The sequence below is a fragment of the Burkholderia mayonis genome, from assembly GCF_001523745.2.
Taxonomy (GTDB): domain Bacteria; phylum Pseudomonadota; class Gammaproteobacteria; order Burkholderiales; family Burkholderiaceae; genus Burkholderia; species Burkholderia mayonis.
This window is the reverse complement of record NZ_CP013386.1, coordinates 2,478,382-2,490,870: the sequence shown is the minus strand read 5'-3', so window position 1 is coordinate 2,490,870 and position 12,489 is coordinate 2,478,382. Positions and strand designations below refer to the sequence as shown.

10 protein-coding genes are annotated in these 12,489 nt (G+C 65.1%); 9 read left to right on the top strand and 1 reads right to left on the bottom strand.

The genetic code is table 11. From position 1 onward, the window contains the following. Positions 1–27 precede the first annotated feature (27 nt). From leuE to WS70_RS11945, 4 genes are all read left to right on the top strand, one after another. Positions 28–687: a leucine efflux protein LeuE gene (leuE, locus tag WS70_RS11960; protein WP_059473273.1), complete on the top strand. Its 660-nt coding sequence runs from the start codon at positions 28–30 to the stop codon at positions 685–687. Between the two features lie 54 nt (positions 688–741). Next, entirely contained in the window at positions 742–4,008 is a 3,267-nt protein-coding gene (carB, locus tag WS70_RS11955) for a carbamoyl-phosphate synthase large subunit (protein ID WP_059473274.1), read from the top strand. A gap of 118 nt (positions 4,009–4,126) precedes the next feature. Next, complete coding sequence (gene greA / locus WS70_RS11950; protein WP_010102831.1) at positions 4,127–4,603, top strand: transcription elongation factor GreA; 477 nt, start codon at positions 4,127–4,129, stop codon at positions 4,601–4,603. After that, the gene (locus tag WS70_RS11945; protein WP_059473275.1) at positions 4,603–5,106 is read left to right on the top strand and encodes a DUF4149 domain-containing protein; all 504 of its coding nucleotides are present in this window, start codon (positions 4,603–4,605) and stop codon (positions 5,104–5,106) included. Before greA ends, WS70_RS11945 begins: the two co-directional genes overlap by 1 nt. A gap of 79 nt (positions 5,107–5,185) precedes the next feature. Here WS70_RS11945 and WS70_RS11940 read toward each other — a convergent pair whose 3' ends face one another. Continuing rightward, positions 5,186–5,740, bottom strand: a complete 555-nt coding sequence (locus WS70_RS11940) for a YhbY family RNA-binding protein (RefSeq protein WP_059473276.1) — start codon at positions 5,738–5,740, stop codon at positions 5,186–5,188. Between the two features lie 191 nt (positions 5,741–5,931). Between WS70_RS11940 and WS70_RS11935 the strand changes: the two genes are divergently transcribed. From WS70_RS11935 to pstS, 5 genes are all read left to right on the top strand, one after another. Further along, positions 5,932–6,585 carry an RlmE family RNA methyltransferase gene (locus tag WS70_RS11935; protein WP_059473277.1) on the top strand — a complete coding sequence of 218 codons (654 nt, stop codon included), beginning with the start codon at positions 5,932–5,934 and terminating at the stop codon, positions 6,583–6,585. Between the two features lie 175 nt (positions 6,586–6,760). Next, complete coding sequence (ftsH, locus tag WS70_RS11930) at positions 6,761–8,647, top strand: ATP-dependent zinc metalloprotease FtsH (RefSeq protein WP_059473278.1); 1,887 nt, start codon at positions 6,761–6,763, stop codon at positions 8,645–8,647. A gap of 186 nt (positions 8,648–8,833) precedes the next feature. Beyond that, positions 8,834–9,640 carry a dihydropteroate synthase gene (gene folP, locus WS70_RS11925; RefSeq protein ID WP_226382839.1) on the top strand — a complete coding sequence of 269 codons (807 nt, stop codon included), beginning with the start codon at positions 8,834–8,836 and terminating at the stop codon, positions 9,638–9,640. 25 nt (positions 9,641–9,665) lie between these two features. After that, the gene (gene glmM / locus WS70_RS11920) at positions 9,666–11,024 is read left to right on the top strand and encodes a phosphoglucosamine mutase (protein ID WP_059597155.1); all 1,359 of its coding nucleotides are present in this window, start codon (positions 9,666–9,668) and stop codon (positions 11,022–11,024) included. A 416-nt stretch (positions 11,025–11,440) separates the two neighbouring features. Further along, positions 11,441–12,472 (top strand): phosphate ABC transporter substrate-binding protein PstS, encoded by a 1,032-nt coding sequence (gene pstS, locus WS70_RS11910; protein WP_059473281.1) that lies wholly within the window; start codon positions 11,441–11,443, stop codon positions 12,470–12,472. The last annotated feature ends 17 nt before the right edge of the window (positions 12,473–12,489 follow it).

Genomic DNA, 12,489 nt, shown 5'->3' with positions numbered 1-12,489 from the left:
CGCATTTCGATCAAGGAGTCTCGCATCATGTTCGGTCACGCACTCGGCATCACGGATCTCTGGACCTACGTGTTCGGAGTGGTGTTCATCATCCTGCTGCCCGGGCCGAACTCGATGTACGTGCTGTCGCTTGCCGCGCAGCGCGGCGTGAAGGCCGGCTATCGGGCCGCGTGCGGCGTGTTCCTCGGCGACGCCGTGCTGATGGTGCTGTCGGCCGCGGGCGTCGCGTCGCTGCTGAAGGCGAACCCGCTGCTGTTCTCGGTCGTCAAGTACGGCGGCGCCGCGTACCTGCTGTACATCGGCGTCGGCATGCTGCGCGGCGCATGGCGCAAACTCGCCCGGCGCGCCGATGCGGGCGGCGACGCGCCGCCCGCGGTGGACGGCGAGCGGCCGTTCCGAAAGGCGCTCGTCGTGAGCCTCCTGAATCCGAAGGCGATCCTGTTCTTCATCTCGTTCTTCATCCAGTTCGTCGATCCGGCCTACGCGCATCCGGCGCTGTCGTTCGTCGTGCTGGGCGCGATCGCGCAGCTCGCGAGCTTCCTGTACCTGAGCACGCTGATCTTCACGGGTGCGCGTCTCGCCGACCATTTCCGCCGCCGCCGCAAGCTCGCGGCGAGCGCGTCGGGTGGCGTGGGCGGCCTGTTCGTCGGCTTTTCCGTGAAGCTCGCGCTCGCGACGATGAGCTGAGCGTCGCCGCCCGCCGATCGCGCATCAACGATTATTTTTTGAATCCCAAGAGCCATGCCAAAACGCACAGACATCAACAGCATCCTCATCATCGGCGCCGGCCCGATCATCATCGGCCAGGCGTGCGAGTTCGACTATTCGGGCGCGCAGGCATGCAAGGCGTTGCGTGAAGAGGGCTACAAGGTCATCCTCGTCAACAGCAATCCGGCGACGATCATGACCGATCCGAACACGGCCGACGTCACGTACATCGAGCCGATCACGTGGGAAGTCGTCGAGCGCATCATCGAGAAGGAGCGCCCGGACGCGATCCTGCCGACGATGGGCGGCCAGACCGCGCTCAACTGCGCGCTCGACCTGCATCACCACGGCGTGCTCGAGAAGTACGGGGTCGAGCTGATCGGCGCGTCGCCCGCGGCGATCGACAAAGCGGAAGACCGCCAGAAGTTCAAGGACGCGATGACGAAGATCGGCCTCGGCTCGGCGAAGTCCGGCATCGCGCACTCGATGGACGAAGCGCTCAAGGTGCAAGCGGAAATCGCGGCGGCCACGGGCGGCAGCGGCTACCCGTCGGTGATCCGTCCGTCGTTCACGCTGGGCGGCTCGGGCGGCGGCATCGCGTACAACCGCGAAGAGTTCGAAGAGATCTGCAAGCGCGGTCTCGACCTGTCGCCGACGCGCGAGCTGCTGATCGAAGAGTCGCTGCTCGGCTGGAAGGAATACGAGATGGAAGTCGTGCGCGACCGCGCCGACAACTGCATCATCGTCTGCTCGATCGAGAACCTCGACCCGATGGGCGTGCACACGGGCGACTCGATCACGGTCGCGCCGGCGCAGACGCTCACCGACAAGGAATACCAGATCCTGCGCAACGCGTCGCTTGCCGTGCTGCGCGAGATCGGCGTCGACACGGGCGGCTCGAACGTGCAGTTCGCGATCAATCCGAAGGACGGCCGGATGGTCGTCATCGAAATGAACCCGCGCGTGTCGCGTTCGTCGGCGCTCGCATCGAAGGCGACAGGCTTCCCGATCGCGAAGGTCGCGGCGAAGCTCGCGATCGGCTACACGCTCGACGAGCTGAAGAACGAGATCACGGGCGGCCAGACGCCGGCGTCGTTCGAGCCGACGATCGACTACGTCGTCACGAAGATTCCGCGCTTCGCGTTCGAGAAATTCCGTGAGGCCGATTCGCGCCTGACGACGCAGATGAAGTCGGTCGGCGAAGTGATGGCGATCGGCCGCACGTTCCAGGAGTCGTTCCAGAAGGCGCTGCGCGGCCTCGAAGTCGGCGTCGACGGCCTCGACGAGAAGACGACGAGCCGCGACGAGATCATCCGCGAAATCGGCGAGCCGGGTCCGGACCGGATCTGGTACGTCGGCGATGCATTCCGCGTCGGCATGTCGCGCGAGCAGATCTTCGAGGAGACGGCGATTGATCCGTGGTTCCTCGAGCAGATCGAGCAGATCGTGCTGAAGGAGAAGGCGCTCTCCGGCCGCACGCTTGCGAGCCTGACGAAGGACGAGCTGCATTATCTGAAGCAGAGCGGCTTCTCCGACCGCCGCCTCGCGAAACTGCTCGGCGCGACGTCCGGCGACGTGCGCGCGCGCCGTCTCGAGCTGAACGTGCGCCCGGTCTACAAGCGCGTCGATACTTGCGCGGCCGAGTTCGCGACGAAGACGGCCTACATGTACTCGACCTACGAGGAAGAGTGCGAGGCACAGCCGACGGCGAACAAGAAGATCATGGTGCTGGGCGGCGGCCCGAACCGGATCGGCCAGGGCATCGAGTTCGACTACTGCTGCGTGCACGCGGCGCTCGCGATGCGCGAGGACGGCTATGAGACGATCATGGTCAACTGCAACCCGGAAACAGTGTCGACCGACTACGACACGTCCGATCGTCTGTACTTCGAACCGCTGACGCTCGAAGACGTGCTCGAGATCGTCGACAAGGAAAAGCCCGTCGGCGTGATCGTCCAGTACGGCGGCCAGACGCCGCTCAAGCTCGCGCTCGATCTCGAAGCGCACGGCGTGCCGATCATCGGCACGTCGCCCGACATGATCGACGCGGCCGAAGACCGCGAACGCTTCCAGAAGCTCTTGCAGGACCTCGGCCTGCGCCAGCCGCCGAACCGCACCGCGCGCGCCGAGGACGAAGCGCTCGCGCTCGCCGACGAAATCGGCTATCCGCTCGTCGTGCGCCCGTCGTACGTGCTGGGCGGACGAGCGATGGAAATCGTCCATGAGCCGCGCGATCTCGAGCGCTACATGCGCGAGGCGGTGAAGGTGTCGAACGATTCGCCGGTGCTGCTCGACCGCTTCCTGAACGACGCGATCGAATGCGACGTCGACTGCATCTGCGACGGCGATGCCGTGTTCATCGGCGGCGTGATGGAGCACATCGAGCAGGCGGGCGTCCACTCGGGCGATTCGGCATGCTCGCTGCCGCCGTATTCGCTGTCGAAGGAAACGGTCGCCGAGCTGAAGCGCCAGACTGGCGCGATGGCGAAGGCGCTGAACGTCGTCGGCCTGATGAACGTGCAGTTCGCGATTCAGCAGGTGCCCGCCGACGCAAATTCGGCGGACGGCTCGAAAGAGGACATCATCTACGTGCTCGAAGTGAACCCGCGCGCATCGCGCACGGTGCCGTACGTGTCGAAGGCGACGAGCCTGCCGCTCGCGAAGATCGCCGCGCGCGCGATGGTCGGCCAGACGCTCGCGGAGCAGGGCGTGACGAAGGAAGTCGAGCCGCCGTACTTCAGCGTGAAGGAAGCGGTGTTTCCGTTCATCAAGTTCCCGACCGTCGACCCGGTGCTCGGACCGGAGATGCGCTCGACGGGCGAGGTGATGGGCGTCGGCACGACGTTCGGCGAAGCGCTCTTCAAGTCGCAGCTCGCGGCGGGCTCGCGCCTGCCGGAGTCGGGCACGGTGCTCCTCACGGTGATGGACGCGGACAAGCCGAAGGCAGTCGAGGTCGCGCGGATGCTGCACGATCTCGGCTATCCGCTCGTCGCGACGCGCGGCACCGCCGCTGCGATCGAGGCCGCGGGCGTGCCGGTGAAGGTCGTGAACAAGGTGAAGGACGGTCGCCCGCACATCGTCGACATGATCAAGAACGGCGAGATCGCGCTTGTGTTCACGACCGTCGACGAGACGCGCGCGGCCATCGCCGATTCGCGTTCGATCCGGATGAGCGCGCAGGCGCACAAGGTCACGTACTACACGACGATGTCCGGCGCACGCGCGGCGGTGGAGGGTCTTCGCTATCTGAAGAACTTGGAAGTCTATGATTTACAAGGTCTGCATGGTCGCCTAAACTAAGCCTCCAGTTACCTGTCGAAGCAACACGTGCCGCGATTAAGCGGCGTTTCCGATGTTCCGGAAATGCGCTTAATCGCGGTGATTTTTTTTATAGCCGTTATTAGCTATTGAATCGTTTATGAGCACCATTCCGTTGACGAAGCGTGGCGCAGATCAACTGCGCGACGAATTGCAGCGCCTCAAGTCAGTTGAGCGACCGGCCGTCATCAACGCGATCGCCGAAGCGCGTGCGCAGGGTGACTTGTCCGAAAACGCCGAATACGACGCCGCGAAGGAAAAACAGGGCTTCATCGAGGGTCGTATCGCGGAAATCGAATCGAAGCTGTCGGCCGCACAGATCATCGATCCGACCGCTGTCGACGCCGACGGCCGTGTGGTGTTCGCCGCGACGGTCGAGCTCGAGGATCTCGAGACGGGCAACACCGTCAAGTACCAGATCGTCGGCGACGACGAAGCCGACATCGACCACGGCCTGATCTCGGTCAGCTCGCCGATTGCGCGCGCGCTGATCGGCAAGTCCGAAGGCGACGTCGCGGCGGTCCAGGCGCCGAGTGGCGTACGCGAGTACGAGATCATTTCGGTGCTGTACATCTGATGGCTGCTTCCGCCGCGCCGCACCGGCTGTTTCGCCTGCTGGCGACTGTCTGGGTCGGCAGTCTGCTGACGATCGGCTATGCGGTCGCGCCGGTGCTGTTCGCGACGCTCGAGCGGATGACGGCCGGCTCCGTCGCCGCGCGCCTCTTCAGCATCGAGGCGACAATCGGCGCGGTGTGCGGCGTGCTGTTGATCGGCTTGTCGAATCTGCTCGTGCGGCGCGGCCACGACGCCTATCGGCCGCTGCGCTTGTTGCTCGCGGCGATGCTCGGCTGCGTGCTGATCGGCTATTTCGCGCTCCAGCCGTTCATGAACGCGCTGCGGGTCGCGGCGCTCGAGGCGGGCACCGACGTCGGCCATTCCGCCTATGCGGGGCGCTTCGCGCTCCTGCACGGCGTGTCGAGCTTCTTCTACCTCATCGAGAGCCTGCTCGGTGTATGGCTGATCTGGCGGCTGCCGGGGAAGGGCGACGCGAGTCCGCTCGGTGATGAGCGGCGCGTCTGAGCCGGCGCGCCGCTTGCGTGCTTCGTTCGGCGTGCGGGCTTGCTGGCCGGCCGACCAGGCGCGACAAGCCCGACGATGATCACTTACCGTTCTGGTGCTGGCGCTTCGCGCTCGACTGGCGCTTCTTCGCACGCTTGACGTTGCCGCCCGCCGTCACGCGCTCGTTGCCGAGCACGCGCACCTGTTGCGGCTTCGGCCGACGCACCGGCTTGTCCGGCGACTGCTTGACCACCTTGACGACGCGCGGTGCGCGGCCCTTTGCGGCGCGGTCGTCGTCGGCTGCTTGCCGAGCGCCCGCGCGGGCGGCTTCGCGTGCGCTCGGCACGCCGCGGCGGCCGCGCTGCGGTGCCTCTTTGGCCTGCTCGGGCTTCCAGATCACGAGCAGCTTGCCGATGTGCTGGATCGGCGCGGCGCTCAGGCGGTCGCAGATTTCGTCGTAGATCGCGACGCGCTCGTCGCGCTCGTCGCCGAACACGCGGATCTTGATCAACTGGTGAGCGGCGAGGTGGACCTTGATCTCGGCGAGCACGGCGTCGGTGAGCCCTTCAGCGCCGATCAGCACGACGGGCTTGAGCGCATGGGCTTGGGAACGCAGCGCGGAGCGCTCGGCGGGGGAAAGCGAAAGGGCGGGCATCGGAATGAGGAATTCGAATCAATTTAAGGCGGACCAACCGGGCAAGCGGTGAAGCTTTTCCGCGGCGGCGCGCCGAAACCACGTAAAATCGCGGCTTGGGCCCATCGGGGCCGAAAGCCGCGCCAATAAGAGCCATATTATCCGCTAAAAGCGCGGCTTCACGAAGCAATCGGCAGTAATCTCTCCATCGCATGGCAAAGAACCGCTTTAACCATTCCTGGTTGCACGACCACATCAACGACCCGTACGTCAAAATGGCGCAGCGGGAGGGCTATCGCGCGCGCGCGGCGTACAAGCTGAAGGAAATCGACGAGCAGGACAAGCTGATCCGTCCGGGCCAGGTGATCGTCGATCTGGGCGCGGCGCCGGGGAGCTGGAGCCAGTACGCGCGCAACAAGCTCGCGCAGGGCAAGCGGCGCGACACGGTGCGCGAGGGTGGCATCGACGGGACGATCATCGCGCTCGACATGCTGCCGATGGAGCCCATCGCCGACGTCCATTTCATCCAGGGCGACTTCCGCGAGGACGACGTGCTGCACCAATTGGAGGAATTGCTCGCCGGACGCCCGGTCGACCTTGTAATTTCCGACATGGCCCCCAACCTGTCCGGCGTGGCGGTCGCGGATGCGGCGCGCATCGAGCATGTCTGCGATCTGGCGCTCGAATTTGCGCAAAATCATCTGAAGCCGGATGGCGCCCTTTTAGTCAAGTGCTTTCACGGCAGCGGCTACAGCCAGATTGTCGAGAAATTCAAGCACCAATTTAAAACGGTGGCGCCGCGCAAGCCAAAAGCTTCCCGCGACAAATCGTCCGAAACGTTTATTTTGGGTCGGCATCTAAAGTAATCCCGCTGAAGTGGCATGGCGTGGCAGGATGCGCCGGAGCCCTTGCCAGTCGTGCCGCGCGCCTATCGGCGCGGTAGCGAATCCTTATGGCGAGGGGCTGCGGACTGGATTAGAATGCCTGAGGGGCGCCGCAAGGCAAATGTAGGCGCTCGTCTATGAGTGAAGGAGTGGTGCTTTGAACAACAATATGTTTTCGAAGGCAGCAGTGTGGCTCGTGATCGCACTGGTGCTGTTTACGGTGTTCAAGCAGTTCGACAAGCCCCGCGTCCAGGAAGGCGTCTCCTATTCGCAGTTCATGGATGACGCGAAGAACGGCAAGGTCAAGAATGTCGTCGTGCAGGGGCGCAACCTCACCGTCACTCCCGCAGATGGTCAGAAATATCAGATCGTGTCGCCGGGCGACATCTGGATGGTCGGCGATCTGATGAAGTACGGCGTGCAGGTCAGCGGCAAGGCCGATGACGAGCCGAACGCGCTCGTCTCCGCACTTTACTATCTCGGTCCCACGCTGCTCATCATCGTGTTCTGGTTCTACATGATGAGACAGATGCAGGGGGGCGGTAAGGGCGGCGCGTTCTCGTTCGGCAAATCGCGCGCGCGGCTCATCGACGAGAACAACAATGCAGTCAACTTCTCCGATGTCGCCGGCTGCGACGAAGCGAAGGAGGAAGTGTCCGAACTCGTCGACTTCCTGCGCGATCCGCAGAAATTCCAGAAGCTCGGCGGCCGCATCCCGCGCGGCGTGCTGCTCGTCGGGCCTCCCGGCACCGGTAAGACGCTGCTCGCGCGCGCCATCGCGGGCGAGGCGAAGGTGCCATTCTTCAGCATCTCGGGTTCGGACTTCGTCGAAATGTTCGTCGGCGTCGGCGCGGCCCGGGTGCGCGACATGTTCGAGCAGGCGAAGAAGCACGCGCCCTGCATCGTGTTCATCGACGAAATCGACGCGGTCGGCCGTCATCGCGGCGCCGGCATGGGCGGCGGCAACGACGAGCGCGAGCAGACGCTCAACCAGATGCTCGTCGAGATGGATGGCTTCGAGGCGAATTCCGGCGTGATCGTGATCGCCGCCACGAACCGCTCCGACGTGCTCGACAAGGCGCTGCTGCGTCCGGGCCGTTTCGACCGCCAGGTCTATGTCGGTCTGCCGGATATCCGCGGCCGCGAGCAGATCATGCGCGTGCACCTGCGCAAGGTGCCGATCGCGAACGATGTCGACGCGGCGGTCATCGCGCGCGGCACGCCGGGCTTCTCGGGCGCCGATCTCGCGAACCTCGTCAACGAGGCCGCACTCTTCGCGGCGCGCCGCGGCAAGCGGATCGTCGAGATGCAGGACTTCGAGGACGCGAAGGACAAGATCTTCATGGGTCCGGAGCGCAAGTCGGCCGTGATCCGCGAAGAAGCGAAGCGCGCGACCGCGTACCACGAGTCGGGTCACGCGGTGATCGCGAAGCTGCTGCCGAAGGCCGATCCGGTCCACAAGGTCACGATCATTCCGCGGGGACGTGCGCTCGGCGTGACGTGGCAACTGCCGGAGCACGACAACGAGACGTACTCGAAGGATTACCTGCTCGATCGCCTGGCGATCCTGTTCGGCGGCCGGGTGGCGGAAGAGCTGTTCCTGAACCTGATCAGCACGGGGGCGTCGGACGATTTCAACAAGGCGACGCAGACTGCGCGCGCGATGGTGGCCCGCTTCGGGATGACCGACGCGCTCGGACCGATGGTCTACGTCGACGACGAGAACGATGCGAGCCCGTTCGGCCGCGGCTTCACGCGCACGATCTCGGAGGCGACGCAGCAGAAGGTCGATGCGGAAATCCGCCACGTGCTCGACGAGCAGTACAACCTTGCGCGCCGTCTGCTCGAAGAAAACCGCGACAAGGTCGAGGCGATGACGGCCGCGCTGATGGAGTGGGAGACGATCGACTCCGATCAGATCAACGACATCATGGAAGGACGTCCGCCGCGTTCGCCGAAGAGTGCGCCGCCGGCGAGCGACTCGCCGTCGGGCGGTTCGTCCGGCGCCGAGGTCAAGCCGGGCAACGCCACCGCGCCGGCATAAACGATCAAGGCTTTCGTTCACGGGCTGGTGTGGCTGTCACACCGGCCCGTTTTGCATTCTTGTTTGGCGCTTTTCCATCGCGTTCGATCCGACGCTCCGCTCGTGCCCAATCCCGATCCCGCTTTTTCCGTTCCCGAACCGTTGCAATGCGGCCGTTTCACATTGACCTTCGAGCGGCCGCTCGTGATGGGCATTCTCAACGTCACGCCCGACTCGTTCTCCGACGGCGGCCGCTACGTTGCCCGTGACGCCGCACTCGCGCAGGCGGAGCAGATGGTCGCCGAAGGCGCCGATATCGTCGACATCGGCGGCGAATCGACGCGCCCCGGCGCGCCGCCCGTGCCGCTCGACGAGGAACTCGAGCGCGTGATTCCGCTCGTCGAGGCGCTGCGCGGCATGAACGTGCCACTGTCGATCGACACGTACAAGCCGGCCGTGATGCGCGCGTCGCTCGCGGCGGGCGCCGATCTGATCAACGATATCTGGGGCCTGCGCCAGCCGGGCGCGATCGAAGCCGTGCGCGACAGCGCGTGTGGCCTTTGCGTGATGCATATGCTGGGCGAGCCGCAGACGATGCAGGTGCATGAGCCCGACTATCGAGACGTCGTTGCCGACGTGCGCGCGTTTCTCGCCGAGCGGGCCGATGCGCTCGTGCGGGCAGGCGTCGATCCTCGGCGTATCAGCGTCGATCCGGGGTTCGGTTTTGGCAAGTCGGTGATAGAACACAACTATGCGCTGCTCGCGCATTTGCCGGAGACGGCGCCCGTCCGGCCCGATGGGCGCGCGTATCCGATTCTTGCCGGCATGTCGCGCAAATCGATGCTGGGCGTGCTGATCGGCAAGCCGGCACCCGAGCGCGTTGCGGCGAGCGCTGCCGCGGCGGTCTGCGCGGCCGAGCGGGGCGCGGCGATCGTGCGCGTGCATGACGTCGCGGCGACCGTCGATGCACTGAAAGTATGGAGCGCCGTGCGCGATGCCGCGCGGCTAGCATAAGTCGAAACAAGGAGGAAGGTTCTACATGGGACGTCGTTATTTCGGCACGGATGGCATTCGCGGCAAGGTCGGCGAGGCGCCGATCACGCCCGATTTCGTGTTGCGGCTCGGCTACGCGGCGGGTAAGGTGCTCGCGAGCGCACCGGGGCGCGCTGCGTCGGGCGCGCGTCCGACCGTGCTGATCGGCAAGGATACGCGGGTGTCCGGCTACATGCTCGAAGCCGCGCTCGAGGCCGGTTTTTCGGCGGCGGGCGTCGACGTGATGCTTGCCGGCCCGATGCCGACGCCGGGTGTCGCGTATCTGACGCGCGCGCTGCGGCTGTCGGCGGGCGTCGTGATCAGCGCGTCGCACAACCCGTATCACGACAACGGCATCAAGTTCTTCTCGGCGGACGGCAACAAGCTTCCGGACGAAACCGAGGCGGCGATCGAAGCATGGCTCGACAAGCCGCTCGACTGCGCACCGTCGGACGGGCTCGGCAAGGCGCGGCGTCTCGACGACGCGGCCGGCCGCTACATCGAGTTCTGCAAGAGCACGTTTCCGGCCGCGTTCGACCTGCGTGGGATGAAGCTCGTCGTCGATTGCGCGCACGGCGCTGCATACCAGGTCGCGCCGCACGTGTTTCACGAGCTCGGGGCGGACGTGATTCCGATCGGCGTCGCGCCGAACGGCTTCAACATCAATGACGGCGTCGGCGCGACGGCGCCCGACGCGCTGATGCGCGCGGTGCGGGCGAATCACGCGGATCTCGGCATCGCGCTCGATGGCGATGCGGACCGTTTGCTCGTCGTCGATCATACCGGCCGGCTATACAACGGCGACGAGCTGCTGTATGTGCTCGTCAAGGATCGCATTGCAACTAACGGTCAAGTCAAGGGGGCGGTGGGAACGCTGATGACGAATCTCGCCGTCGAAGTCGCGCTGAAAGAAGCGGGCGTGCAGTTCGTACGGGCGGCGGTCGGCGATCGCTACGTGCTCGAGCAGCTGCGCGAGCGCGGCTGGCAGCTGGGCGCCGAGGGCTCGGGTCATATCTTGTCGCTCGATCGCCATTCGACGGGCGACGGGATCGTGTCGGCGCTCCTCGTGCTCGCGGCGCTGAAGCGCAGCGGCAAGACGCTCGCGCAGGTGCTCGAGGGCGTCACGCTGTTCCCGCAGAAGCTGATCAACGTCCGGATGAAGCCGGGCGCGGACTGGAAGGGCAGCGACGCGATCCGGCGCGCGATCGATTCCGCCGAGCAGGCGCTCGCGGGCAGCGGGCGGGTGCTGATCCGCGCGTCGGGCACGGAGCCCGTACTCCGGGTGATGGTCGAGGCGCGGCAGGCCGCGGACGCGAATCGCCACGCGGAGGCGATTGCCGACGCGGTCAAGCAGGTGACGGCGTAAGCGCGCAGCGCTGGCGGCCGGAGTCGACTCAGCCGACTCGGGGTCGAAGCCTCGCTCGAATCCGACTGCGTTGTGCGGGGCCGCCGATCCTATCGGGTCGGCAGCCCCGCCGTGCTCCGGTGCGCCGCGCGAATTCGTTCGACTAAACATAAAGGCGCTGGCGCACCGATCCTCCGACCTGTCGATTCAACATCCGACATCTCTCGCCAACGTCGGGCTTTTCCTTCGCGTGAATTTTTTACTACGCTTTACAGGCGGCATGAACAGGCCTGCCGACAGCCCCGACAGCGGGCATTGCCGCCTTTCAATCGAGTCATGTTACTGTCACGGCAGGTTCATCGATTGTCACATTACTGTCATGAGCAGCCCCTAATCTTCGCGGTGCCGTAGTCATCCGCTCACACACTGGAGGTCTCATGAAATTGATGCAAACCGCGTTCGCCGGCCTTGCCGGCGCGCTTTTCGCGGTCGCCGCACACGCCGCCGACATCACCGGCGCGGGCAGCACCTTCGCGATGCCGATTTATACGAAATGGGCAGCCGACTATCAGCAGTCGGGCGGCGCGAAGGTCAACTATCAAGGCATCGGTTCGTCGGGCGGCCTGAAGCAGATCATCGCGAAGACGGTCGATTTCGCCGGCTCGGATGCGCCTCTGAAGGATGACGAGCTTGCGAAGGAAGGCCTCTTCCAGTTCCCGACGGTGGTGGGCGGCGTCGTGCCCGTCATCAACGTGCCGGGCGTGAAGGCGGGCGAGATCGTGCTGTCGGGGGCCGTCCTCGGCGACATCTATCTCGGCAAGATCAAGAAGTGGAACGATCCGGCGATCGCGGCGCTGAACCCGAAGGTCAAGCTGCCGGACACGGACATCGCGGTGGTTCGCCGCGCGGACGGTTCGGGCACGAGCTTCATCTGGACGAACTACCTGTCGAAGGTCAACGAAGAGTGGAAGTCGAAGGTCGGCGAAGGCACGACCGTCAACTGGCCGACGGGTACGGGCGGCAAGGGCAACGACGGCGTCGCGGCATTCGTGCAGCGTTTGCCGGGCGCGATCGGCTACGTCGAGTGGGCGTATGCGAAGAAAAACAAGATGGTCTACACGGACCTGAAGAACTCGACGGGCAACGTCGTCGAGCCGAAGACCGAGACGTTCAAGGCGGCTGCCGCGGGCGCGAACTGGTCGAAGTCGTTCTACCAGATTCTGACGAACCAGCCGGGCAAGGAAGCGTGGCCGGTCGTCGGCGCGACGTTCGTGCTGCTGCACGTGAAGCAGGACAAGCCGGCGCAAGGCGCGGAAACGCTGAAGTTCTTCGACTGGGCGTTCAAGAACGGCGCGAAGGCGGCTGACGATCTGGATTACATCTCGCTGCCGGCGTCGGTCGAGACGGAAATCCGCAAGCAGTGGAAGGTGAAGGTGACGGACACGGCCGGCAAGCCGCTCGCCGAATAAGCTTGGCGGCGACGTCA